This window comes from Thermodesulforhabdaceae bacterium (assembly GCA_037482015.1).
Taxonomy (GTDB): domain Bacteria; phylum Desulfobacterota; class Syntrophobacteria; order Syntrophobacterales; family Thermodesulforhabdaceae; genus JAOACS01.
Genome location: JBBFKT010000002.1, coordinates 1 through 26414 on the forward strand (window position 1 = coordinate 1; position 26414 = coordinate 26414).

The 26414-nt window shown below is 43.8% G+C and carries 23 protein-coding genes; 17 read left to right on the forward strand and 6 right to left on the reverse strand.

Features of this window, described 5'->3' with window-relative positions; translation table 11 throughout:
• Positions 1-541: 541 nt before the first annotated feature.
• From bioA to WHS38_04325, 5 genes are all read left to right on the forward strand, one after another.
• Positions 542-1846, forward strand: coding sequence for an adenosylmethionine--8-amino-7-oxononanoate transaminase (bioA, locus tag WHS38_04305; GenBank protein ID MEJ5300192.1), 1305 nt, complete (start codon positions 542-544; stop codon positions 1844-1846).
• Entirely contained in the window at positions 1801-3033 is a 1233-nt protein-coding gene (gene bioF / locus WHS38_04310; protein MEJ5300193.1) for an 8-amino-7-oxononanoate synthase, read from the forward strand. The genes bioA and bioF overlap by 46 nt, the downstream gene beginning before the upstream one ends.
• A complete protein-coding gene (bioD, locus tag WHS38_04315; protein ID MEJ5300194.1) occupies positions 3021-3647 on the forward strand; it encodes a dethiobiotin synthase in 627 nt (208 codons plus the stop codon). The genes bioF and bioD overlap by 13 nt, the downstream gene beginning before the upstream one ends.
• Before the next feature lie 116 nt (positions 3648-3763).
• Positions 3764-5122 (forward strand): MATE family efflux transporter, encoded by a 1359-nt coding sequence (locus WHS38_04320; protein ID MEJ5300195.1) that lies wholly within the window; start codon positions 3764-3766, stop codon positions 5120-5122.
• Between the two features lie 138 nt (positions 5123-5260).
• Entirely contained in the window at positions 5261-6583 is a 1323-nt protein-coding gene (locus WHS38_04325) for a (Fe-S)-binding protein (protein ID MEJ5300196.1), read from the forward strand.
• A 143-nt stretch (positions 6584-6726) separates the two neighbouring features.
• Here the strand turns inward: WHS38_04325 and WHS38_04330 are convergent, their stop codons facing one another.
• The gene (locus WHS38_04330) at positions 6727-7431 is read right to left on the reverse strand and encodes a hypothetical protein (protein MEJ5300197.1); all 705 of its coding nucleotides are present in this window, start codon (positions 7429-7431) and stop codon (positions 6727-6729) included.
• Positions 7432-7523: 92 nt separating this feature from the next.
• On the opposite strand from WHS38_04330, the gene WHS38_04335 reads away from it, so the two are divergent.
• The gene (locus tag WHS38_04335) at positions 7524-8018 is read left to right on the forward strand and encodes a hypothetical protein (protein ID MEJ5300198.1); all 495 of its coding nucleotides are present in this window, start codon (positions 7524-7526) and stop codon (positions 8016-8018) included.
• Here WHS38_04335 and WHS38_04340 read toward each other — a convergent pair.
• From WHS38_04340 to WHS38_04350, 3 genes are read right to left on the reverse strand one after another with little or no spacing between them, the layout of a single operon-like run.
• Positions 7958-9295: a BPL-N domain-containing protein gene (locus WHS38_04340; protein ID MEJ5300199.1), complete on the reverse strand. Its 1338-nt coding sequence runs from the start codon at positions 9293-9295 to the stop codon at positions 7958-7960. The two genes, WHS38_04335 and WHS38_04340, sit on opposite strands and share 61 nt — an antisense overlap.
• Before the next feature lie 15 nt (positions 9296-9310).
• Positions 9311-11041, reverse strand: coding sequence for an FAD-dependent oxidoreductase (locus WHS38_04345; protein ID MEJ5300200.1), 1731 nt, complete (start codon positions 11039-11041; stop codon positions 9311-9313).
• A 30-nt stretch (positions 11042-11071) separates the two neighbouring features.
• The gene (locus tag WHS38_04350; GenBank protein ID MEJ5300201.1) at positions 11072-11296 is read right to left on the reverse strand and encodes a hypothetical protein; all 225 of its coding nucleotides are present in this window, start codon (positions 11294-11296) and stop codon (positions 11072-11074) included.
• 274 nt (positions 11297-11570) lie between these two features.
• On the opposite strand from WHS38_04350, the gene glf reads away from it, so the two are divergent.
• The 9 genes from glf (at position 11571) to WHS38_04395 (ending at position 18896) form a co-directional block, all read left to right on the forward strand.
• Positions 11571-12737, forward strand: coding sequence for a UDP-galactopyranose mutase (gene glf, locus WHS38_04355; GenBank protein MEJ5300202.1), 1167 nt, complete (start codon positions 11571-11573; stop codon positions 12735-12737).
• Between the two features lie 407 nt (positions 12738-13144).
• On the forward strand, positions 13145-14098 hold the full coding sequence (locus WHS38_04360; GenBank protein MEJ5300203.1) for a 2-dehydropantoate 2-reductase: 954 nt from the start codon (positions 13145-13147) through the stop codon (positions 14096-14098).
• 67 nt (positions 14099-14165) lie between these two features.
• Positions 14166-14747, forward strand: a complete 582-nt coding sequence (locus WHS38_04365) for a DnaJ domain-containing protein (protein MEJ5300204.1) — start codon at positions 14166-14168, stop codon at positions 14745-14747.
• Positions 14748-14758: 11 nt separating this feature from the next.
• The gene (locus WHS38_04370; GenBank protein MEJ5300205.1) at positions 14759-15841 is read left to right on the forward strand and encodes a mannose-1-phosphate guanylyltransferase; all 1083 of its coding nucleotides are present in this window, start codon (positions 14759-14761) and stop codon (positions 15839-15841) included.
• A gap of 19 nt (positions 15842-15860) precedes the next feature.
• Positions 15861-16412, forward strand: coding sequence for an NUDIX hydrolase (locus WHS38_04375; protein ID MEJ5300206.1), 552 nt, complete (start codon positions 15861-15863; stop codon positions 16410-16412).
• 3 nt (positions 16413-16415) lie between these two features.
• Positions 16416-17513: a dTDP-glucose 4,6-dehydratase gene (gene rfbB, locus WHS38_04380; protein MEJ5300207.1), complete on the forward strand. Its 1098-nt coding sequence runs from the start codon at positions 16416-16418 to the stop codon at positions 17511-17513.
• Positions 17514-17546: 33 nt separating this feature from the next.
• Positions 17547-17972, forward strand: a complete 426-nt coding sequence (locus WHS38_04385) for an SAM-dependent methyltransferase (protein ID MEJ5300208.1) — start codon at positions 17547-17549, stop codon at positions 17970-17972.
• Positions 17973-17979: 7 nt separating this feature from the next.
• The gene (locus WHS38_04390; GenBank protein MEJ5300209.1) at positions 17980-18153 is read left to right on the forward strand and encodes a hypothetical protein; all 174 of its coding nucleotides are present in this window, start codon (positions 17980-17982) and stop codon (positions 18151-18153) included.
• Positions 18154-18221: 68 nt separating this feature from the next.
• Positions 18222-18896 (forward strand): pilus assembly protein PilP, encoded by a 675-nt coding sequence (locus WHS38_04395; protein MEJ5300210.1) that lies wholly within the window; start codon positions 18222-18224, stop codon positions 18894-18896.
• 2 nt (positions 18897-18898) lie between these two features.
• Here WHS38_04395 and lspA read toward each other — a convergent pair whose 3' ends face one another.
• On the reverse strand, positions 18899-19417 hold the full coding sequence (gene lspA, locus WHS38_04400; protein ID MEJ5300211.1) for a signal peptidase II: 519 nt from the start codon (positions 19415-19417) through the stop codon (positions 18899-18901).
• A 107-nt stretch (positions 19418-19524) separates the two neighbouring features.
• Entirely contained in the window at positions 19525-22338 is a 2814-nt protein-coding gene (gene ileS, locus WHS38_04405) for an isoleucine--tRNA ligase (GenBank protein ID MEJ5300212.1), read from the reverse strand.
• Positions 22339-22705: 367 nt separating this feature from the next.
• On the opposite strand from ileS, the gene WHS38_04410 reads away from it, so the two are divergent.
• Both WHS38_04410 and WHS38_04415 read left to right on the forward strand, forming a co-directional pair.
• Complete coding sequence (locus WHS38_04410; protein ID MEJ5300213.1) at positions 22706-23845, forward strand: cysteine desulfurase family protein; 1140 nt, start codon at positions 22706-22708, stop codon at positions 23843-23845.
• Between the two features lie 21 nt (positions 23846-23866).
• On the forward strand, positions 23867-26392 hold the full coding sequence (locus WHS38_04415) for a TIGR03960 family B12-binding radical SAM protein (protein MEJ5300214.1): 2526 nt from the start codon (positions 23867-23869) through the stop codon (positions 26390-26392).
• Positions 26393-26414: the final 22 nt, after the last annotated feature.

Consider the following 26414-nt stretch of genomic DNA (forward strand, 5'->3'; position numbering starts at 1 on the left):
AAGCTCTCGTGATCAAGGCGAAGTGGCGTAAATTCGGCGGTTGTGCAGTAGGGGCGCACGGCCGTGCGCCCCTACATGCACCTGAAAGGGTGACGGTGATGAACCGGAGCGAGAAGTCAGCAGAGGCCGTAGTAGCTACCTTATGGTGGCGAAGGGCCGAACGAGAAGGAGTGCTCGAGGCCATGTCGATGTTGGACGCAAGGCGTCGGATGTCTGCGCAAGCAGAGTGGGTGGGGGCAACACACGGTGAAGCCGGGTGTGAACTTGCCAGCGACGAAGCGGACAACCCGCGACAGGACACCGAAGGCACAGGGCCAGGGCTGCTGCAAGCGGTTCTGGCACCTCAACTTCTCGAACCGCCCGTTGGCGGACCCGCATGCCGGGTGGTGTGGGAGGGGATCGGTCAAACTGACCGCCCCTATCCCAATCTATTACGGAGTTTTTAGAACACCCTCCCAGTGTTGGTTGACACAGGAAGCCTTTAATGTTAACCAACATATCTTGCCAGGTTAACAACAAAGAATAAAATATCGGAGGGATTATGTCCTGTTCTGATAATGACATCCGCCGCATGTTGGACTTTGATAGAAAACATCTCTGGCATCCTTACACTTCCCCAACAAATCCTCTCCCCGTATATCCCATAGTTGCAACCAGGGGCACCAGACTGATCCTTGCAGATGGGAGAGAACTCATTGACGGTATGAGTTCCTGGTGGTGTGTAATTCATGGCTATGGTCATCCTGAACTGGTAAAAGCTGCCGTGGATCAAGTTCAACGAATGTCTCACGTAATGTTTGGTGGCATTACTCATCCGCCGGCCGTTGAACTGGGTGAACTCCTTCTCAGTATTGTCCCCGAGGGGCTTACTAAGATCTTCTTCTGTGATTCCGGTTCTGTTTCGGTCGAAGTGGCGATGAAGATTGCCATTCAATATTGGCATGCACTGGGAAAGCCGGAAAAAAAGCACTTCGTCACGATCCGCTCCGGATATCACGGGGACACTTTTGGAGCCATGAGCGTATGCGATCCAATAACGGGGATGCATAGGCTTTTCAGAGGATTTTTGCCGCAGAACTTTTTCGCCGATGCGCCCCAGTGTAGATTTCACGATCCCTGGGATGAAAATGACATAAGAAGTCTGGAAAACCTGCTAGATCAACATGCTCATGAAACCGCTGCCATTATCCTCGAACCAGTTGTGCAGGGTGCAGGGGGCATGAGATTTTACAATCCGATGTATGTGCGTCGAGCCTACGAGCTTTCAAGAAAATGGGATGTTCTTTTCATAGCCGATGAAATAGCAACAGGTTTTGGACGGACGGGGCGGATGTTTGCTTGCGAATGGGCTGGTATAACCCCTGATGTTATGTGCCTTGGCAAGGCACTTACAGGTGGCATGATGACTCTCGCTGCCACTCTTACAACTGACTCTGTGGCAAATGTTATCGGCAATGGGGATCCTGGGATTTTCGCTCATGGTCCCACCTTTATGGCGAATCCACTGGCATGTGCGGTGGCTAAAGCCAGCGTTAAGTTACTTCTTTCGTCTCCATGGAAAGAACGGGTGGCCAGGATTGAATCACTACTTAAAGAAGGGCTTCAACCTTGCAAAGATTTGCCCTGCGTGGAAGATGTAAGAGTGCTCGGGGCGATTGGTGTTGTGGAAACTAGAGATCCGGTTGATGTCGCTTACTTACAGAGGCTCTTTGTAGAGAGAGGTGTTTGGGTCCGCCCATTCTGGAAGCTTGTCTATGTTATGCCACCTTACGTGATTGAAGAAGAGGAATTAAAGAAACTATGTCTTGCCATTTGCGAGGTTATGGCGATATGGAACAACAAATAGAAAGCTTAGTCTTAGAAAATTTTGCCTGTCAGGATCAGGATAAATTCAGCTTCGTCGATGAAGAATTAAAAACTAGAAAGGCATCTCACCGTCTAAGAACTCTAACTCCAGTGATTCCAATTTCAGCAACAGAAGTAGAAATTTCCGGAAAGCGAATGATCTCCTTTGCTTCAAACGACTACCTTGGTTTGTCCAAACACCCCTTTCTTAAAGAGCGCGCTATCGAATATATTATGCGTTACGGCACTGGCTCCACGGCATCTAGACTTGTTTGTGGAACCTACGACTGCATGGAGGCGCTGGAAACGAAGCTAGCCATCATGAGCGACACTGAAAGAGCTCTTGTATTGCCATCTGGCTTTCAGACCAATGTGAGTCTTCTTCCAGCACTTGCCAGCAGAAATTCTTTAATAGTTTCCGATGAGTTGAATCATGCAAGTATTGTAATTGGGTGCCGGCTTGCTCGATGCGCCGTTGAAATTTTTCCTCATAATAACTATGAAGCCCTTGAGAGAATACTTGCTAATCGCCGAAATCAGTTTGATCGAACAATTGTTGTCACAGAAAGTGTTTTTTCAATGGATGGCGACTGTGCTGACATCCCGAGACTCGTAGATATAGCCCGTAAATTCTCAGCCATTTTGGTCATTGATGAAGCTCATGCTGTTGGCGTTATGGGTCCTAACGGTATGGGGCTTTCGGTAGAACAAGGTGTGGACATTATCATGGGCACCTTTAGCAAGGCTTTGGGGGCAAGTGGAGCTTATCTAGCGTGCTCCAGAAAAATGGCAGATTATCTTATAAATTGCTGTTCCGGCTTTATTTATTCAACAGCTTTGCCTCCAGCGGTTATAGGCGCCATTGACGCCGCACTGGATATGTTACCGACCATGGATAAAACGAGAGAAGAACTTCAGCAGAAAGCTATTTTTGTGCGTAAGTCTCTTAATGGGCTTGGTTTTAATACAGGACGATCAACTACTCACATTATTCCGGTTATTGTTGGGGACGAGCGTTCGGCTCTTGATCTTTCAAATCATCTTCGTAGTTGCGGCGTTTTTGCTCTTGCTTTTCGCCCCCCTACGGTAGCTCCTGGAACAAGTAGAATAAGAGTATCCCTCAGTGCTGCTCATTCCTGGGAAGAGATTGAAAAACTTGTGGAGGCTTTTTCTTCATGGGTGAAATAGTTAAAGATTTGCCAGAACGACTTTTCGTGACAGGAACCGACACAGGGGTTGGGAAAACTCTTATCTGTGCGGCTCTCATGGTTAGTTTTGATAATGTCTATTATTGGAAGCCTGTTCAGACCGGAAGTGAGGAAGGCACTGATACTGAATGGATTAGAAACGTCACAGGACTTCCGTCGGAACGCTTCATACCTGAAGCTTACTGTTTGAAGAAGCCTTTGTCGCCTCACGCCGCTGCGGAGCTAGAAGGAATAACCCTGGACCCTTTTGCTATAGTTCCTCCGGTTGTAAATGGAAGACTGATTGTTGAAGGAGCCGGGGGAGTTATGGTGCCGCTCAATAGCCATTATTTTATGCTGGATCTCATGAAGTTCTTTGGCTTTCCCGTTTTGGTTGTATCCAGGAGCACTCTGGGAACCATCAATCACACTTTGCTTACCCTTATGGCTCTGAGAAACGCTGGATTAGATGTGGCGGGAGTGGTTTTAAATGGTCCTCTTAACGAATCTAACAAAAAAGCAATTGAACATTTTGGCAAAGTATCGGTAGTAGCCCAGGTGGAGCCTCTGGATACCATCAAATTAGATACCCTCCGAAAAGCCATTATGAAATAGGTTTTATTTTATCGTCCAGAGCCCTTGTGTTATATGGAAGTGATGTTAAGGGTTGGGAGACGTAAATTGCTTATCTTGACTAGATCTGTAGAAGGGCTTGAGCCTGCGATTTTACTATGATTCTTAAGATTTTGCCCCCCTCAGTTTATTCGGATGTTCGGGACATTTTTAAGAACAGTTGGCCAGTTCTTGGCGTGATGATTTCCAACTTCATTGTGGGATACACGGACGTTTACGTGGCCGGACTTATCGGTCATCGGACTCAAGCGGTAGTAGGACTTGTTAATCAGATATTCTTTCTTTCTATCATTGTGGGAAACGCAATGGCTGTTGGGACTGTTGCATTGGTTTCCAGAGCATTTGGTAAGGGGGATGAAGATCTGGTTCACAAGTTGATTTCGCAAAGCATGGTTATTGCCTTCGTTTTGGGAGGGCTTATTTCATGCGGGATATGCGTTTTTGCGTCGGAGCTTGTATCTAATTTTCGCATTCCTGAAGAACTAACATTAGAAGCAGTATCGTTTCTTAGAGTTTTTGCTATCGCTATATTTCCAAATTATATCATCATCGTAGGTAGCGCTATCTTGCGATCTACGAATAAGCCTCATAAAGCCTTTGCTGTGATAGGCTGTTCTACTCTTATTAACATTCCCGGGGATTTTTTGTTGACCTTCGGCATTGGCAATTTTCACGGCTTAGGGTCTCTCGGTATTGCTTGCTCCACCGTTATAGCTCTCACAGTGGGAGCCTTTATTACTATATGGTTTGTCCTAAAACCCTATGGACTTAAAATAGAATCTCATCTTCGCTCCTTTTCTAAGTATTGGCTCTGGAAAATAATTCAGATAAGCTGGCCATCCGCTGTGCTTCAGCTAGCCTTCCAGGGAGGCACCCTTGTGCTTTATCGCTATCTTGCGGCTCTAGGATCTTATGGAACCATTGCAATGGCTGCATACACCAATGGAATTCGCATTGAATCAATCATTTTCCTGCCAGCTTTTGCTGTAAATATGGCGGTTGCAGTTCTTGTTGGACAGTCGCTTGGCAGAAAATCTATAGACCAGGCTAGGCGCATTGCTTATACCGCTGCTGTGGGAACCATAGTTATTCTCTCTCCTGTAGCTTTATTTTTATTTTTCAAAGCTCCTTTTGTTGCCACCTGGCTTTCCAATAATCCAAGTGTGTGTGAAGAAACCGCTCAGTATATTCGTATCAATACGGCTTTTTATCCTCTACTTGTCATGAGCATAATTTTCGGGGGTGCTATGCAGGGAGCAGGGGATACTCGAGGAGCCATGTGGATTATTATAGCGGCAGTGTGGATTATAAGAGTGCCTCTTGCCGGTATACTTGCTCTCGCTCTCTCCTGGGGTGCTGTCGGAGTATGGTGGGCTATGGGATTTTCTATGACTTTTCAAGGAATTTCGATGTTTTTAAGATTTCGCACCTCCGCCTGGTATCATCCATTTAAGTGAAAGTTCTTTTAGCAATAGAGTTCGCAAATTATTTAGCTCCTTAAGGATGTAAATTTCCTATTTGATTGTCCTATTGTTTCAATCTAACGGTTTCTTGTCAAATTAGTGTTGTCAACCCCTTAGAGGAGGAAGCAAATCATGGAAGTGACAGCCTTGCAGCCGAGGAAAATTTCGGAGGATATCAAGAATTATCTCAATAAGCTTAATCTTTCTTACTGCCTTACCTGCGGCACCTGTTCTAACGGATGCCCCATTACGGGAAATCCTGGAGCAGAGGGACTTGATATAAGGAAAGCTCTCAGGATGATCGCTCTGGGACTTATAGACGAATTGGTGAATTCTAAATTCCCGTGGTTATGCACGGGGTGTGGACGGTGTGCTCAGTCCTGTCCTATGAATATTGACATTCCGTATATTATGCTCCACATGAAGCATCTTCGCCCGAGGGATCAAGTTCCGGGTATTTTGCATAAAGGGGTTGAAAAGTGTCTAGCCACAGGTAACAACCTTGCTATACCAGAAGAAGATTATCTGTTCCTTATGCATGACATGGGTAACGAACTTGCCGATGAGTGTTGCCCGGGATTTTATGTGCCTATAGATAAAGAAGGTGCCGATATTCTCTTTTTCCCAAACTCCAAAGAAGTCTTTTCTGACAATGAAGATATGAAATGGTGGTGGAAAATCTTCTACGCCGCTAAGGAAAACTGGACTATTCCGCTCACCAACTGGGAGGCTGTTGACTGGGGAATCTTTACCGGTAATTACGAAGCGAACATGGAACTTGCCCGTCGCAAGATTGAGCATATGAAAAGACTTGGTATAAAGCGTATGATAATGCCCGACTGTGGAGGAGGCTCTTACGGGTGCCGAGTTGGTATGAAACATCTTTGTGAAATGGATCCATCCAACAGGGTGCACTTCATTTATCTTTATGAGTATCTTGTTGAACTGATCAAATCAGGTCGAATTAAGCTCGATAAAAGTGTCCATGCCGGAAAGGTTTTCACCTGGCACGATTCATGTAAGCATGGGCGCGAACTGGAACGACATTTTGGGAAGGGCTTTTATGATGAACCTCGCTGGATAATTCAGCAATGTGTTGACGATTTTGTGGATATGGAACCCAATCGTTCCCTTTCTTTTTGCTGTGGAGCCGGTAGTGGTAACTGGCCTACTCCATACGAAGACGATGCTGCATGGCATGGCAGAAGGAAATACGAATCGATCAAGAACAGTGGTGCTAATGTTGTCGTGGTGGGCTGCTCCAACTGCCGTGACCAGCTTATGAGGCGAATCCCGAAGTATTTCACAGATTACCCCTATGAAGTTAAATATATCTGGCAGTTGGTAGCGGAATCTCTTGTTATTGAACCATGGAGTGATGAAGAGATTGAAGCGGCTCAGAAGGAAGCCGCCGCACAATGGGAACGGCTCGGCTTCTCTCCTGAGGAAGAGTAACATCCCATAATACCTCGAAGAGCTGGGTTCCTCCCCATTGCCCATGCTCTTCGAGAGTAAATTTTCATCGTCTTTTTTTAAGGCTTATAGGTTCTTTTTGGAAAATGTGTAAATGCACCTTGATGGCAAGGCTGGGGTTTCAACTATATCATTAGTTCACAAACGACGTCGTAAGCCCAGAATTCAGATCCCGCAGGGAAACTGCCATAAATAAGATAAAATAGGGGTGATAATTTGTGTTTAACTTGCTGTTCTTCCGGCACATTGAGTCTTTTTATAGAAAGAGGTTGACGATGGATTGTCTTTTTTTCCATGTCCAAGAGCTTTACATAACACTTTCTTCCTTCTAATTCCTCTCGCGAATTTACGAATGCGCCAATTAGAATAGTTCCCCCTTTGGAAGTTTTAAAAGCCTGGGCATAGGAATCAAAAAGCTTAGTTACAGGGGCAATAAGCTGAGTATCTCCTGGAGGTGAATGTTTAGATGGAGAAGGGCCCTGTTTTGTTGGTTTACCTTCAGCTATTGTAATATTCCTCCTTTTTTTCAAAAAATCCATAAGAATAACCAGATTATCACCCGTTGGTCCTTCTATAGCCTTCGATAGAAGATATTGTGAATCAATATCGGCGTGCATTATTCTTTCCTCGATAGTTTGAATATCCGCCATGCTTAGTCCTACAGTGCCGCCTGGGGCATCGAACTTTATCTCGTTTCCCTTTTTCCAGCAGTATGGAAAAGTGAGAGTATTACCGTTGTGAAGTGTTGCCATAATATCACCACCGTGCGCAATACTCGCCATAAAAGCCCAAAATACAACCCCCAAAGTAGCAACTATCTTTTTTTGCATCTTTTTCCCTCCTTGTTATACTTTGAAAAGGCTTTTGTTGTATGATATTTTGTCAGTGAAATTAGATTTTGTCTATACTAAAAAAATGTAAAGTGAAAGCCATAAATCATAGAATTACCTCAGCTTCTTTTATACTTATAACGGGCGGATCCTGGCTGGAAGCGTTGTATGCTTTTTTACTTGGGAGCATCCCCGACCAGATTGAACGCATAGGATCCAAACGTCTAATGGCGCACCGCAGTTTTTCCCACGATCTTGGATTGTGGATCGGCTTAATTCTCTTTGTTCTATTTTGCCCCTTTTCGCCTCCGGGATTGATAACAATTCCTTCCGGTTACCTTAAAGGAATTTTCTCCTTTAGAACCTGGGTGCTTTTCCTTCCAGGTTTATTACATTGTTTTTTCGACATGTTGACCCCTAAGGGTGTTCCTTTCCTGGGAGTTAGGTTGTCCTTTCCCATTCTTAACCATGGTATGTGGAAGGAGTATCTTCTTTCATGGAGTTTCCTGTTCGTAGGAGTGGTAGCTCACGCTGAGAGATTTTCCCACATTGTTACGGCACTCTGGAGACGTATTGAATTCCCATAATTTTTGAGTAATAGCAACGCATCAAAAAGCAGAGAATCGATTATATCAAATATCCGGCGACAAAGTCCTCCGTGGTTCATACTGTGTCCGAAAAGATACTCTCTGAGTCCGTCAACCTGAGCATTACCTACCTGACTTGTTTTGGATAGGGGGGCGGCAAAAGATGCCAATCTTTCCATAACAAGGAGCTTTCTGGCTAGGGTTATAAACTCATCTATAAGATTTTCCAGGCTATTAAGCTTTTCTTCCCATAGATTGGCGGAATTTCCTTTTCTTGATTCAGACATGTCTGTAAGAGCTTCTACGGATGCATAAAGAAACGCAAGGCAGGTTGCCAGCATGGAATATTCTAACCCTCTCACGCCTCTTTTCCACCCAAGTAACCAGGGTTTTCTCCAGAACCACATCAGGTGACATTCCCCCAAACGAATAAATTCTGACACTTTAACAAGCATTCTTTTTACGACATGGCAGTGGTTTTTGGATGGCGGATGAGGAATGGATGTTCTTAGCCCTTCTTTTTCTATAGAGAATTTTTTTGCTTGTTCTTCAAGGTATAGCAAACATTGCCTGAAAAACTCATTTCCTTCTTCATCCTTGGGTGTTTCAAGATGAGGGTAGGACAGAATCAGTCTCCCCGATCCATAGCAACTTTCGATGATTGCAGGGCTGTTCAGAAAGCATCGCCATGGATCCAGATTTATACCATAAATGTCTTCTAGTTTTTTGATTTCCTCTATTTCTATACCTTCTATGGGTATGTCCGAAACCCAGAAGTCTTTTCCGAGATCCCTGTAAAAAGCAACTGGGGTTACGCAGTCCTTTTGCTCAAAAGCGAATTGTGATGGCCACCAAACAGAAGTTTTTACAACGTCCGGTAGATTTCTACCCCAGTCTAAGTTGGATTTTTCTATTTTTATGTAAACTGTGCCACTTGCACTGGGTAATCGATCTTTGAACGAAAGTCGGCAAGTGGGCACCATATCAAGGGTATTTTTTCCTGAAAGACCAAGTCCGGCACCTCCACAAAGACCTAAGTAACATCCGCCAGAATGCACAAACTTGCGAATGGCTTTTTCTCCTTCGGTTCCGAGAGAAGCCTTCTTATGAATAGCCCATCCACCAGGGACGATAAGCACCGAATAATGCTTAAGAGCGCCCTGGCGGATTGCTTGGGCGTTCAAAACGTCAAAGGGGAGTTGAAGTTCTAATAGTGTATCGTAAAGGAAAAGTCCCCACAGGAAAGACTGATCCCAGAAAACCGCAAAATTTTTCACCGCCTTGCCTTTCTTTTACTCTTCTTCTCCAAGATCAAGCATGCCCCCCATTTTGAGAATAGCTACTCCACCCTGAAGATTTCGCGCTTCTTTCCCGACTTTTGACTGAATTTGCCTGAGAACCTCGTAGGATCTTGCACCTGAATTACAAACCAGTATGAGTTCTTTAGAATCTGGTAGTTCGTTGAGTCGATATTTTAGTTCTTCTTGGGGTATGTTTACCCATCGGGAGCCAAACCTTTCGACGTAAGGATTAGCATTAGCGGGAGATCTAACGTCCAGAACACACACATCACTTGGGGAAGCTTCCTCCGATCCAAAAAAAACCGAACAGAATTCTTCCGGATCTATCGTAACGTTAAGTCCTTCTATTATGTTTTCTGCCACATTTGCTATAGCGTTTACAATGTCCATAGCCGAAGCAAAAGGTGGACTGTAAGCAACTTCCATGTTGGAGAGAGCCTCAAGGGTTGCTTTATGGGCAATCAGCGAAGCCACTACATTGATTCTCCCAACAACGGCATCCCCGTTTTTGCCTATACCCTGAACCCCCAGAATGCGGCGGCTTTTCCTATCCGCTACAAGCGCCATATACATGAGTTCTTGAGTAGGATAAAAATGAGCTCGATCCGATTGAACAACATAAGCGCACACTGGATCGAAACCTTCGGCTTTAGCTCTCTCATAGCTTATACCGGCTGAAGCAACAGCTATATCGAAAATTTTTACGACAAAGCTCCCAACCGTTCCGTCAAAGGTGGCGTATCCTCCCGCTATATTGGTTCCAATGACGCGCCCCTGTCGATTGGCGAGGGAGCCCTGAGGAAAATGAACCAGCTTGCCTGTCACCAAATGAGGAATTTCTATGCAGTCACCACCAGCATATATGAATGGGTCAGATGTTTGAAGTCTTCTGTTTACAACAATACCTCCCCGGGGAGTTACCAAAAGGCCCGCTTTTCGAGCCAGTTCTCCGTTCGGTTCTACTCCTACTGCCGTAATAACAAGATCGGCGGAAAAAGAATTTTTGTTCGTTATAACATGATATGTTTCGTTATCTTTTTCTATCTTTGTTACGCTTTCATCGAGATGAACGGATACACCATGTTCTTCCATATGTTTTTTGATAATGCTAGCCATGGTTGGCTCAACAATGCCGGGAAGTAGCTGTGGCATGATCTCAATTACGGTCGTCTCTACACCCCACAGATCAGTAAGAGCTTCTGCCATTTCACAGCCTATAGCTCCCCCTCCTATGATTATCGCAGTTCCTACTTCCCCTTTTGCAATTCGATCCCTGATAGCTATTGCGTCATGAAGATTAGATACCGTCATTACACCTGGAAGGTCAGATCCAGGAATGGTGGGTTTTCTCGGTTTACTACCTGTTGCGATAACAAGGAAATCATAGGGAATGGTTTCTTGGGAACCTTTTGATAAATCCTCTACCAGGATTTCCTTCTTGCGTCTGTCAATGTCTATAGCTCTAGTTTGAGTTCGAACTTCCACTTCTTTAACGTCGCGGAAGAATTGAGGCGATCTAACCATGTGAAAGCTGGTGCTCATGAGTTCCTTAACATCACTTACTTCGCCGGACACGAAGTAGGGGATTCCACAGCCCCCATAAGAAATGTATTCATCCTGGTCTATGAGAAGAACCTCGGCTTCCGGATCCAGACGCCTGAGTCTGCAAGCAACCTTAGGACCTAAGGCAACAGCTCCAATAATAACCACTCTTTTTTTCATGTCTTAAAGACTCCTTGTGTTAACACAATTTTAATCATTTCCAAACCCGTGTATAGCTCCGCAATCAGGGCAGGTCCAGTTGATGCCGTTACACGTCATACCCCAAAGATTTTCTTCCATACAATCCCAACAAATCATAAAACCGCATGAACACCACCAGCAAAAAGGCAACTTCCTCCCGCAGGCATGGCAGACGAATTCTTTGGGTTTTCTCAATCTGGCAGTTTTTTCTCTGGCGACACTGATATTACTCATTGGGATCGTCTCCTCCTTTGCCAATCATAACTTACCTAATTAGTAGTAACTTTTTCAAGGATTAGGTTGAAGAAAGCTTTTTCTTATTTTATCCTGTTTTCCCTACGTGTTAGTGCTGAGCAAATTCATAAGAAGTTTATAGGAAATGTTGTCGAGCTATTTTTCGAAAGTAACATCATCATTGAAAGGTGGAGTGTCAATGTGTGTTGTTTTTAACATCTCCACTTTTATTACATCATTGATGTTATAATTCGTTAAGCTGAGGAGGAAAACAGTGGAAAACTATCTTTTTAAATACATTGTTGTTGGAGCCGGATTATGTGGCAGTATTATTGCTGAACGCATAGCAAGAGTTCTTGGTGAAAAGGTTCTTGTTATAGAAAAAAGACGGCATATAGGCGGAAACTGTTACGATGAGGTTGATTCTAATGGTATTCTAGTTCACAGGTATGGTCCCCATCTTTTTCACACAGACATTGAAGAAGTATTTTCCTATCTGTCGCAATTTACCGAATGGGAAATTTACCATCATCGAGTTCTTGCTTTTGTAGATGGAATGAAGGTTCCTGTTCCTTTTAATTTTAATTCTATGGATCGGCTTTTTCCCCCGGAATTCTGCCGCAAAATTCAGCATAAGCTTATGGATTGCTACGGGTTGGGTTCGAAAGTGCCAATCCTTGAATTGATGCAAAACGATGATCCAGATGTTAAGTGGCTTGCTCGCTATGTTTATGAAAAAATCTTTCTGGGTTATACGTCAAAGCAGTGGGGCAAAAAGCCAGAAGAGATCGATCCTGAGGTTACGGCTAGAGTTCCGGTCATGGTTGGACGAGATGATCGTTATTTTCAGGATCGATATCAGGCAGTGCCTAAGCAGGGATACACTGAAATTTTCAGAGCTCTTTTGGGGCATCAAAACATCAAACTAATGACTAACACCGATTTTAAGGAAATTGGCTTTATAAGAGACGATAAAGTTTACCTTTTCGGGAGGGAGTTTGACGGAATTTTTGTTTATACTGGATCGATAGACGAACTGTTAGAATATCGGTTTGGAAAGCTTGAGTATCGTTCTCTTGATCTTGAGTTTGAAAGTAAAAAGGTGCCATGGTTTCAGGAAGCAGCAAGTGTGAATTATCCAAATAATTACGACTTTACCAGGATCACGGAATTTAAGCATATTCACTTTGCAAATTCTGAAACAACAACGATTTTGAAAGAATATCCGAAGGCTTACGTGCCGGGAAAGGATATTCCTTACTACCCGCTTTTTACTCAAGAAGCTCGTAAAGCGTATCTGTCATATAAGGAATACATTGACCGGTTGCCCAACATTATCCCGGTGGGGCGGCTAGCAGAATACCGATATTACGACATGGACGATGCTGTTTACAGGGCTCTAACCGTTTTTGATGAAATAAGGAGCAAATTAACCTCTTAAAAATGCCAAGCAAAATGGGACCTTTTATAAAGCCATTAGAACGTTAACTCTAAAAAAGGCTTTTGGGAATTCTCTCGTGATTAAGATCGTTGTTCAAAAGTTTTATGCTTCGCTGACGGCAACGGGTGCTTATATTTATTATTTTTTCATATGTTTCAGAAACTCTTAAAAGAGTGCTATGGGCCTTTCACCAAGTTATTTTACTGATACCACGAAGGCCTGTAGCGGATTAGTGGATTTCGCCCGTTAGTATAGAGATGTTAACAGCGCAACCGGCTAGAGCGATTTAGCAAGTTTTGTGTTTTCAAATGAACAATACTTTTTTATTATGCCTTACGATGGTGAAAAGTTTAACTGGTAAGGGGGTAGAAAAAGAGGAGGTCATATCTTCAAAAGGGAGTAAAACCATGAAGGTTGGAGTAGTTGGCACTGGTGGTGTGGGTGGATATTTTGGAGGACTTCTTGCTATATCGGGAAACGTGGATATCCACTTTTTAGCTCGAGGAAAACACTTACAAGTGATCGAAGAAGAAGGGCTTACTCTTGTTTCCAATGAAAAAAGCACAACGGTCTTTGTCCATGCTACTTCCGAACCACAGGATATAGGATATGTTGATCTCATTCTTTTCTGTGTTAAGTCCTACGATACAGAGTATGCAGCCAGGTTCATGGAACCTATGGTTAGCTCTGATACGATAATTCTTACTCTACAAAATGGCCTTGATAATGTGGAGAAAATCGCCAAATTCTATGACTCAAACCAAATTATGGCCGGCACAACATATATTGAATCAAGGGTAGCTTCTCCAGGTGTGATCGTTCATAGAGGCAATCCAGGGCGTATTGTTTTTGGCGAATTAAGCGGTGAAATTACTGATAGAGCTAGACGAATTCTAGATCTGTTTCTTAGTGCCAAGATAGATGCAACTTTAACCGGTCATATTGAGCAGGTTCTTTGGGAAAAATTTCTCCTGATGTGCGCTATCCACGGTGTTTGCACATTGTCTCGATCTTCCATAGGACAGGTGTTAGCCTGTGAAGAAAGTCGGGATTTACTTAAGGGCATCATGGAAGAAGTAAAGCAAGTTGCTGATAGAAGGAACTTGAAGTTGCCAGAAGATATAGTTGATCGATCCATGATTATTGCCGAATCTTACGACAGAGCTTTTAAACCTTCTATGCTTAGAGACCTTGAGTGGAAACAGCCACTTGAAATTGACGCACTAAACGGTTTAGTAGTTAAAATGGGACGTGAAGCGGGAGTGAACACTCCATTAAACTTTTCTGTTTACGCAGTCTTGAAACTCGAAGATTTGAAGATTCAAAATCCTTACTGGGCTTCCGTTGTGGAAAGAGGCTAAACCAGCAAAAAAGGGCCATGGATCAAGTCGCCTTTAAAATGCGGCGTTTTTATAGGGGCGTGTAAGAATGAAGGACTATTACAAGATTCTTGATGTGCCCTGCGATGCATCCCCGGAAGCTATTCATGAAGCCTATAGAAAAGCGGTTAAGAAATATCACCCCGATGTGGCTGGACCAGGTAGCCATGAGCGTTTCCTTGAAGTCAGAGAAGCCTATGAGGTTTTGAGTAATCCCAAACTAAGAAGGTGTTATGATAAAAAAAGGCGCGGTAGGGAGATCAATGCCGGATGGACGGGAGATAAACCGTTATGGCTAAATGGCAAGGGGTATTCGCGAGTATTTAGAGGATATAGTGATCGAGTAGTGCGAGCAGAGTTGATCCTTTCCAATGCTGAAGCCTATTACGGTGGAATGTTTACTATATCTGTCCCATTCAATGTGCTCTGTTATTCCTGCAATGGTTTGTGGTGGCTTTCTTGGTATTGTCGTGAGTGTCAGGGAAATGGCACCATAAACCGGTTTGTCCCAATTACTGTAAAGGTGCCTCCGAGGACTATTCCTGGCACCGTCATCATTCAGGAATGCACTGATCCATGGGGAAGATCTGTTCAAGTTGAGTTTTATTGCAGAGTGCAGAGATATTTTTAGGAGATGTGCTCATGAGCTTTGTTATTATGGCAGGAGGTTCTGGAACTAGATTCTGGCCTGTAAGTCGTAAAAGCTATCCAAAACAGTTTCTTTCCATCACCGGCAGAGATCCTATGGTGGTTCAAACCTATTCTCGAATAAAGCCCTTAACTCAAAGCGATCTGGAAATCTTCGTTGTAGTGGGTGCTCAGCACGCTGATATAACCAGAAAACTTTTTTCTGGCACGGACGTAAATGTGGTTGTTGAACCAATGGGAAAAAACACAGCCCCTTGCATCGGGCTTTCTGCGGTGTTGGTTCAAGCTAAGGGCTTTAATGGTGCTATGGCGGTTCTTCCTTCCGATCATTACGTAGCTTTACCCGATGTCTTTCGTAATGACCTTAATGCTGCTATAAATTTTGCTGATAAAACCGACTGCATTGTGACTCTCGGAATTATTCCTACGAGACCAGAAACCGGCTATGGTTACATAGAAGTTGCTACTGAAGATTCTTTAGAAACAGGAAAACCTCTTCCGGTCAGATCTTTTAAGGAAAAACCGGATATTGCCACGGCTGAACGATACCTTGCTTCAGGACGGTATCTATGGAATGCGGGAATTTTCATAGCAAAACCATCGGTTTTTCTGGGGGAACTTTCCCATGCTTTGCCTGAGTTCTACCAAAGCCTTGAAAGGTTCAAAACCACTATAGGAACAGCCGATTTTGATTCCTCTCTCGTTTCGCTATATCAATCTGCTCCAAATATATCATTCGATTACGCAGTCATGGAAAAAGCCAAAGTTCCAGTCTTTGTTGTGCCTTCTTCCTGTGGGTGGAGCGATGTAGGATCATGGTTTAGCCTTTACGAACTCAAAAGTTCCAAAAGGACCCCAAAAGATGGAAACATTTCCGATGGAGAAGCTTTCTTCTTCGATGCTACAGAAAATTTTGTCTATTCCACTACTTCTCGCTCTATTGTTGTCCTTGGCTTGTCTCGAACCCTGGTTGTGGATACGGAAGAAGCTATACTTGTGGCTAGTATAGATCGCCATCAGGATATTCGTGCAATACCAGAGTATTTTGCTAAAATTGGTAAAAAACAACTGGTGTAACGATAAGGGCAACTCAAAAATGAATTGGACGAAGTGGCGTTACTGTCCTAAATGTGGAGCAAATATTGATGGAGGGGATGGCGAGCGTAATATAAATGCCGGGAGCAGGTTTGTTTGTGTTTCCTGTGGAGAGGTGTTTTACAGAAATCCAACTGTAGGAGTGGCCGTCATTGTGATCAAAGAAAATAAAATTCTTCTTGTTAAACGTCGCGGCTCCTATGAAGGAATGTGGTGCATACCCTGTGGTCATGTGGAATGGGGTGAAGATTTGCGAGATGCAGCTAAACGTGAATTTTTGGAAGAAACAGGTCTCCACGTTAGGCTGGGGCCCGTCTTTGATGTCCATTCGAATTTCCATGATCCAGACCATCTTACAGTAGGAATATGGTTCTGGGGACAGGTAGAAGGAGGTGTATTGAAAGCTGGTTCGGACGCTCAAGCTGCAGGTTTTTTCTCGCTCGAAAATCTCCCCGAACCTATGGCTTTTCCGACCGATAGACTTATCTGCGAAAAGCTCAGGAAACGTCTATTCAGCGAAAATATTAAAATGCTTAATTATGAGGAGTTGTAGAATATGAAAGAATCCTGGCTCGTTACCGGTGGTGCTGGATTTATAGGTTCGAATTTTGTTCATTTTGTGAGAAAGCATTATCCCGATGTAACGGTTGTCAACCTAGACAGGTTAACCTATGCAGGCCACTTAGAATCTCTCGAAGATCTAAAAGACGATCCTATGCACGTATTTGTGGAAGGCGATATAGGTAATAGAGAACTCGTAAGGTATCTTCTTGACACTTACAATATAACCAAAGTTGTTAACTTTGCGGCGGAATCCCATGTGGATCGTTCTATTGAAGGTCCCGAGGATTTTGTTCAAACCAACGTGGTTGGAACTTTCAGATTGATTGACACAGTGCGGTTTTACTGGATGAAGCTTGACGATGATCGCAAAAAGAAATTTCGGTTTCTTCATGTTTCTACAGATGAGGTTTACGGTTCTCTAGGCCCAACCGGGCTTTTTACGGAAGACAGTCCTTACGAGCCTAACAGTCCCTACGCTGCATCAAAAGCAGCTTCAGACCATTTTGTTAGAGCATACCACAAAACTTACGGCTTACCGACTTTGACTACCAATTGTTCCAACAACTACGGCCCTTACCAATATCCAGAAAAACTTATTCCGCTTATGATTCTGAATGCTATCGAGGGAAAACCTCTTCCCGTTTACGGAGATGGACTTCATGTCCGCGACTGGCTTTATGTTGAAGATCACTGCAAGGCACTGTGTCTAGTGCTAGAAAGGGGAGTGGTCGGGGAAACCTATAACATCGGAGGACAAACTGAAAAAACCAATATTGAAGTGGTTACCATGATATGCGATCTCCTAGAAGATGTTTTGTCTATGGAGAAATACGCTTTTATCAGGAAAAAATCCCCTTCACTGAAATCATATCGTGATCTTATAACTTTTGTGCCAGACCGTCCTGGACACGACCGGCGATATGGGCTTGATACATCGAAAATTGAAAGGGTTCTTGGCTGGCGTCCTGAAGAATCTTTTGAATCCGGGATCAGGAAGACCGTTATGTGGTATCTGGATAATCTCGAATGGTGCGAAAAGGTCACAAAGGGAAAGTATGATAGGCGTAGGTTGGGCTTGATCTCGGTATAATAAAATAAGAATATTTAAAAAAGGATGAGCAAAGTGATCAGTTTGAAACCCATAGGTTATGCAAAAGTTGCTGTGGATAAAGTGCCAAGACACTGGACGGTTTCTGAAGTGGAAGGGGAGTTAGTTATAGATCCTATCTACACAAAGGGACTTGAAGACATCAAACCAGGGGATCGTATAGTTGTTTTGTTTCACTTTCATAAATCGTCCCCCTTTGATCCCGCTCAACACCTCAAACAGAAACCTCCTCATAGAGGCGAATGGCTGGGGGTGTTCAGCATATGTTCGCCCATACGGCCAAATCCCATTGGACTCTCTGTTTTGGATGTTATAAGCGTTAATGGCAATGTTATTAGAGCAAAGCGCTTTGATATGCTAGATGGAACACCAATTCTCGATATCAAGCCATACATCGCTTATGAAATTGAGCCTGAGGAAAAAAGATCTCACGGAGGGTGAGAGCGGGATGAACGTCGATGATCAAGAAAAAACGATTTGTTTTTGCTTTAATCATAAGGTTAAAGACATAATAAATGATGTGTTGATTAATCAGGGGCAGTCTAAAATCTTGGAACAGATTATGGCATCTAAAAAAGCAGGAGGATGTAAGTGTCATGATATTCATCCTCAAAAGCGTTGATGTCTCGGGGATGTCCATCGGCTGGTGGAAAAAACAAGGGAATTTTTGAAAGAACGAGGAGTGAAGTAATGGTCAGATGCAAATTAATGGTATGTTTAATAGCCGGGGTATTCATTTGGGTTGGATCGGCTTTAGCCGAAGACCCCCAAACCAAGGAAACCAATACAGCTGCTCCTCAGACTCAGCAAGCAACAGAATCTAAAGAAGGTACTACACAGCAGATGGAGACTCAGTCTAACTCATCACAGCTATCTACACCGCAAGATGCTCCTGGTGAAAAAGAATTGAAAGAAAAACACAAAATGCGACTTCAAGCTCTTAATATGCTTATGAATCAGGAATTTCGCTATAGTCTCACTGCAGGCATAGGAAACCCTTTTGTTCCCTTTGTTCAGCCTCCACAACAAAAAGCTTCCCCGACCGAAGTCGCAGAGGGAGCGCCTCCCCCACCTGTTCTTCTTACTCCTTTACAAAAAATGGAGTTTGGGGAAATCGAACGCGGCTTCAAAGGCGTGTTATGGACAGCCAACGAACGTAAAGCGGTTATTGAGGATCCCACAGGTAAAGGCTATATAGTGAGCGTTGGAACTCCAATAGGAAATCAAGACGGAGTAATTACCGCTATTTTTCAGGATCGTATAATCATACGGCAGAAAGTGTGGGACAAAACCGCTCGAGCATTCAAGGATGAAGATGTAGTTGTTAAGTTGAGAAAAGCCACTGAACCTGGTGAGAAGGAATAATTTTACTGATTTATGGATGTTTTTGACTTACTGCTGGTGGAATTAGAACAGAGGATTCTCATGCCAAGCAGGATGGCTCCGATGGTGATGGCGGAATCGGCCACGTTAAAGGCTGGCCAGTGGTAGTTTCCAATATAAAGGTCTATAAAGTCAATGACAGCACCTGTGCGTATGCGGTCAAAAAGGTTTCCTATTGCTCCACCGAGAATTAATCCAAGCGGAATAATCTCCCCCAGCGATGCTTGTTCCATACGGACAACGATAATGTGAAGAATCACAACAGCGCATAAAGCAATTACACCAAATATCAGACTTGATTCTCGAAGCTGGGCAAAAAGGCTAAAAGCAACTCCCGTGTTTCTTACATGGACCAAATTTAAAAAGCCGGGCAGTATTTCAAGCTTATCGTGTAAAGGTAGAACTGCAACAATAAGGTGTTTTGTTAACTGATCGATTAAAAAGATCAGCATTCCCGTAATCCAAAAAGGTAAAAACCGCTTCCATTTTTCTAGATTTACCATAATTACTTATTACCTTCCAACGAGTCATTTATTGCAGTTCTGCTCTTTATCTGCGGATACTAAATTCCGGTGGGGCGAAAAATTCCTTTCGCCCCGACTCAATATCGTTATGATACATCCGACATCTGAATGATCACATTACGACATCGAGTGCATAAAGCGGGATGGTCGCTGTAAGTTCCAACGCTTTTATCCCAGATCCAGCAACGTTCGCACTTTGCTCCATCGGCTCTAGCAACACCTACCACAAGTCCTTGTATTTCATCACTTTCTAATACAATGATTCCCTCGCTAGCTGGATTTCCGTATTTTACCTGGGAAACAATAAAAACGGTTTTGAAAAGTTCCGCGTCTTTTTCAAAAGCTTTTTCGATGTCTTCAGGAAGCTGAAGAATAACTTTTGCTTCCAGGGAATGCCCAATATGTTTTTCCTTTCGTGCTCGCTCAAGCGCTACAGAAACATTGCTCCTTATTGCAAGGATGCGCTCCCATCTAGTAGCCAGATCTTCGTCAATGAAATCCTTGTTCACTTCCGGCAAAGATTCTTCAAAGATAGACCTATCTCTCTCTTTTCTACCGGGCACATAGCTCCAGGCTTCTTCGGCTGTGAATGAAAGAATAGGGGACATTAGTTTGAGCAGCGACGTAAGAATTTTGTGGATGACTGTCTGAGCAGAACGTCTTTCTCGACTTGTAGGATGTGATGTATAGAGTCTGTCTTTAAGGATGTCCAGGTAGAGAGCACTCAGGTCAACAGTGCAATAGTTAAAGAGCAAATGATATACCTTGAAAAATTCAAAACGTTCAAAAGCATCCCGACTCCGCTTGATGACTTTCTGGAGTTGATGAAGAGCAAAACGATCAATTTCTTCCATTTGTTCATAAGGGATGCGATCTCGATCTGGATCAAAATCATACAGATTGCCCAGGAGATAGCGGCAGGTGTTACGGATTTTTCGATAAGCCTCACTTAGTCTTTCCAGAATGTTGGGGGAGATTCTAATATCATCGCGATAATCTTCTGCAGCAACCCAGAGTCTGAGAATTTCCGCTCCGTATTTGTCGATCACCTCCTGAGGATAGATTACATTTCCCAGGGATTTTGACATCTTGTATCCGCTACCGTCAACAACGAATCCGTGCGTGAGAACTGCTTTGTATGGTGCCTGATTCCTGGTTCCTACGGCAACAAGAAGACTTGAATGAAACCAACCTCGATGCTGATCACTTCCTTCGAGATAGAGGTCTGCCGGAAATTCTAAATCACTGCGCTGCTCAAGGACCGCCGCAAATGATGAGCCTGAATCGAACCATACATCCAGGATGTCTGTTTCTTTCAGAAATCGTCTCCCCTTACAAGCGGGGCAGCTAAATCCTTCGGGTAGGAAATCTTCTACCGGTCTGTCAAACCAACTGTCAGCGCCTTCTTTTTCGAAGATCTCAACCACTCGATCAAAGATCTCTTTACTTGCAATTAGTTCACCGCAGTCTGCACAGGTCAGCACAGTTATTGGTACTCCCCATGCGCGCTGGCGGGAAATACACCAATCAGGCCGATTTTGTATCATGTTATAAATGCGATCTTTACCCCAGGACGGAATCCATTGGACTTTGTTGATCCATTCTAGAGATTTTTTGCGGAGCCCGGTCTTTTCCATGGAAATGAACCACTGGGGAGTGGATCGGAAAATGACCGGTTGCTTACATCGCCAGCAGTGAGGGTAACTGTGGGTTATTTTGCCGTCTTTAATGAGCGCTTGAACTTCTCGCAATTTTGCAACTACGTTGGGATTGGCGTTAAATACAAATTGTCCTGCGAAAAATGGCACATCACTGGTAAAACATCCCTTATCATCTACAGGAGAGTAAATTTCTAGCCCGTATTTGATTCCCATATCATAGTCTTCACGACCGTGACCGGGAGCTGTATGCACACACCCTGTTCCTGCGTCGAGAGTTACGTGAGAGCCTAGAACAATCCTGGACTCTCTATTAATGAAAGGATGCAAGCAAACTTTACCTTCTAGATCCATAGCCGATAATTTTTTTGCGATGCTATAGTTCTTAATACCGAATTCTTCCATACACCGCTCGAGAAGGCCTTCAGCGATAATCCACACCTCAGTTCTATCTTCAGGTTTGACCGCCACATAGGCAAAATCAGGGTGAAGGGCGATGGCAAGGTTTGCTGGAATGGTCCAGGGTGTTGTGGTCCAGATTATTAAACTTACAGGACCATCTTCTCCTGCGGTTATTTCTCTGGCAAACTCAGGTTTCAGAGGGAACTTAACGTAAATTGATGGCGATTCATGATCTTCGTATTCAACTTCCGCTTCAGCCAGTGCCGTTTGGCAATGAGGACACCAGTAAATTGGCTTCTTTGATCGGATTACACTTCCATTTTCAAAGAATCTTCCTAATTCCCGGGCAATAATAGCTTCGTATTCATAAGACATGGTTAGATAAGGATTATCCCAATCACCAAGAACACCAAGGCGCTTAAATTCATTTCGCTGTATATCTATGAACCGCTCGGCGTAGCTTCTACAGTAACGTCTTATGTCTCCATGGGACATGGTTTTTTTCTTTTCACCGAGTTCTTTATCTGCCTGGTGTTCTATGGGAAGCCCGTGGCAATCCCATCCCGGCACATACACGGCATCGTAACCGCTCATCTGCTTGGTCTTTACGATCATGTCTTTAAGAATCTTGTTTAGCGCTGTGCCGAGATGTATGTGGCCATTAGCGTAAGGAGGACCATCATGCAAAATGTATCGAGGACGTCCTTTGGAGATTTGACGTAGCCTCTCATAAAGCTTTCCATCTTCCCACTTTTTAAGAATTTCAGGCTCCTTTTTGGGAAGATTTGCCTTCATGGGGAAGTCGGTCTTAGGAAGATTCAATGTCTCCTTATAGTCCATTTTCTCCTCATCCTTCACTTTGTAGTTTGCCTAAGTGTGATAAAATTCCTTGGCATTTTGAATTTTTAAATCCCTATAGCCGAGGAATTCTTTTTTATCCTTCTTTAGCTAAATGCCAAGTCTAAAAATGCGCCTAAGTAGATAACACAGGCGGGGGTTAAGTCAAGTTGCTCTGTTTCTTTCTAGAATATTTTTTCAGGTAATAGTGAGAATATTCGGAAAAGGATTATAGGGATAATCCTATATGATTACCCTTATTAATTCAAAAAGGGCTTTTAACCGGTTGAAGTAAAAGTAGTTATGTGATCTACTTGAGCTTCGAAATACTATTGAATTGATAGGTTATGAATGTTGGAGGACAACCGTGATGGAAAAACCTATTTATCTAGATTATAATGCCACAACCCCAGTAGATGAGCGAGTGCTGGAAGCGATGCTTCCATACTTAAGAGATAAGTTCGGCAATCCTTCCAGCGCTCACTACTACGGGCAGGAAACTAAAACCGCTTTGGAAGAAGCTAGAGCCCAGCTAGCAAGTCTTCTGGGATGTCATCCTGAAGAGGTCTTTTTTACAAGTGGTGGCACAGAATCTAATAATATGGTCCTTTTTGGTGTGGTTCAGGCTCTTGGCGATAAAGGACGTCACATTGTAACAACACGTATAGAACATCCTGCTATAATCGAACCGTGTCTTGAAATTATGGGGCGTGGCTTTGATGTTTCCTTTGTTCCTGTAGATAAACGTGGAGTGGTTGACCCAGACGATATTCGCAAGGCAGTCCGTAAAGATACAATCCTTATCTCTGTTATGCACGCCAACAATGAAGTTGGCACCATCCAGCCTATTGCCGAGATTAGCCAGATTGCTAGAGAAAGAGGAATACTCTTTCACACTGATGCTGCTCAAAGCCTTGGTAAGATCCCGACTCTTGTGGATGAACTGGGAGTTGATTTTTTAAGCATTGCAGGACACAAGCTCTATGCTCCAAAAGGGATTGGAGCACTATACCGACGTCTTGGAACGCCTTTAGGAAAGTTTATCTTTGGAGCAGGACAGGAGCGAGGAGTGCGACCCGGCACAGAAAATGTGCCCTTCATTGTGGGACTTGGAAAAGCTTCTGCTATCGCAGAGGAAGAACTCCATGATGAAATGGCAAGACTTGAACGGCTCAGAGATGAACTTGCTCAGAGAATCATTGAGAAAGTTCCCGACGCTGTTGTTAACGGAGATGGGGCTTTCCGTCTCCCCAATACTCTGAGTATTGCCTTTCCCGGGAGAAAAGCTGATGGAATTTTGAAAAACCTTAATAAAGTAGCTGCTTCAGCAGGTGCTGCCTGTCATTCTCACGATGTTAAGATTTCTCACGTTCTTGAAGCTATGGGTGTTCCCGCCAGAATTGCCATGGGAACAATACGCCTCTCGCTTGGAAGATTTACTACAGAGCAAGAGATAAAAATCGCTTCGGAGGCAGTCGTAGAAGCTGTTTTCAATACACCGGAAGAATAGAAATTTGGAGGCATCACAATAGTGGAGAAAAACATTTCCGTTAATCTTTTGGAAGTGACTAAACCAGGGCGTTATCTGGGTTTTGAATGGAACGCTTTTAGAAAACCGTGGCACAGCGCGGATGTAAGATGGGTTTTGGCTTTTCCGGATGTTTATGATGTGGGATTGAGTCATGTAGGGCTGAGGCTTTTATATCAGATTCTTAATAAAGCCGATGGGGTTCTGGCTGATAGAGTTTATGCCCCGTGGCCTGATATGGAGGAAAAGCTCCGTAGTGCTGGAATTCCACTGACGGGAGTCGAGACTGGAAAACCCCTTCACGCCTTTGATATTGTAGGAATAAGTCTTCAATACGAACTGGGTTATTCCAACGTTTTGACGCTTCTTGATCTTGGAGGCATCCCTCTTTGGGCTCGAGATAGAACAGAAGAACATCCCTGGGTAGTAGCCGGTGGTCCCTGCGTTTTCAATGTGGAGCCAATGGCTGACTTCTTCGATTTCGTAGTGCTTGGAGAAGGCGAAGAAGTAGTGCTGGAAATTACCGATATGGTTCGCTCATGGAAGAAAACCCGCAAGAAAAGGCGCGAATTCCTGGAAGAGATCCGTCATGTGCCCGGTGTTTATGTGCCGTCTTTCTTTTCTTTCGAATTCCGTAATGATGGTCTCATAGGAAATGTGAGAAAAGTTTTTGACGATTACTCCTGCGTTCGAAAAAGAGTTCTCGCTTTACTTGATAAGTCTTCGCCTTTTCCTGTCTGTGATCTTGTTCCTGCCGTGGAGATAATCCATGACAGGCTGAATGTAGAAATTGCTAGAGGGTGTAGTCGAGGATGTCGGTTCTGTCAGGCTGGTTTTATCTACAGACCGGTAAGAGAGCGGAACCCAGAAACCATTATTACCCATGTGGAAGAAACCTTAAAACGCACTGGTTATGAGGAAGTTTCGCTCTTATCTCTCAGCGCTGGCGATCATTCCTGCATTGAAGATCTTATACGAACCCTTATTTCAAAACTTCATCCCAACCGTGTTGCTGTATCTTTGCCGTCGCTTCGGGTTGGCACTTTAACTCCCGAAATGATGGAAGCGATCAAAAGCGTTCGAAGAACCGGCTTTACTCTGGCTCCCGAAGCTGGCACTGAAAGTCTTAGAAAAGCCATCAATAAAGCCATTGATACGGAAATCCTTCTGGAAACGGCTCAACAAGCCTTTTCTCTCGGTTGGCGACTCTTAAAGCTGTATTTCATGATAGGTCTTCCCGGAGAAACCGATCAGGACTTAATCGGTATAGTGGATCTTGTTAAAGCTTTGTGGGATAAAGCTAAGCCCTTCCGGGCAGGACTCCATGTGGGAGTTTCTACTTTTGTGCCAAAACCTCATACGCCATTTCAGTGGAACGGGCAGATACCGCAGGAGGAAGTTGAAAAGAAGCTGGCTTTTCTGAAGGAGAAACTGCGTCGTTTGAAGGGAGTAGAGCTCAAATGGCACGATCCGCGACAAAGCTTCTGGGAAGCTGTGCTGGCTCGAGGTGATAGACGCCTTGGTAAAGTTATATGGAGAGCGTGGGCAACTGGTGCTCGCATGGATGGCTGGACAGAGCTTTTTAGAAACGATCTATGGCATAAAGCGGCTCAAGAAGAAGGCATCGATCCTGATTTTTTTGCTCACAGAGAGATTTTGCCGGAAGAAATCCTTCCTTGGGATCATCTTTCCTGTAGAGTTTCTAAAGATTTTCTACTTAGAGAAAGAGAAAGGGCTTTTTCTCTGAAATATACGCCGGACTGCAGATCTGGGCAATGCAGTTTATGTGGAGTTTGCGAAGGGGAGGTCGCTCCTTATCTTGCAAAATCCCAAGGAACCAATCTTTTTGATCAAGCACGGCAGACAGAAAACCCCTCTAAACAAACATCGCAGGAAACTATTTTTTGGTATCATTTTGTTTATGAAAAGACGGGACCTGCTCGTTATATAGGACAGACCGACTTTCAGAGACTTATGGCGAGAAGTATTCGGAGAGCCGGTCTTCCTGTTGCTTTCTCAAAGGGTTTTCATCCTCACCCTCGCCTTTCTTTTGAACAGGCACTACCCGTAGGCATGGAAAGCATATGTGAAGAGGGATGGATAGGACTTGTTGAAAATCTTCCGCCTGAGGATATTAAAGAGCGCTGGAATAAGGAATTACCGGAAGGTGTGAATATCAGAGCAATCGATGTTTCAACAGGAAAGGGGCACGGTGATAAGAATGATAGGCGCACAGTAATCTATCGCATAGAAGGACTGGAAAGTTCTGATTGTCAGCAACTAAGACAGTTGTGGGAAAAAAGGGAAGGGTGTATAGTGCCTGTTGAGAGAAAAGGCAAAACGCTTCAAATCGATCTGGGCTTACACTGGAAAAATTTCGAATATCTTGATGCTAATAGCATTATTTTAGGAATCATAGAAAATAATCGCTTTTTGATAAGACCAAAGGACTTATGTGGCGCAGCGGGAATAACGGATGAAAAAATCAAGACTTTAAGGATCGTGAAGCTTTCTGTTCAGAGAGCTTAATTTTGATCAAAAGAGAGGATCA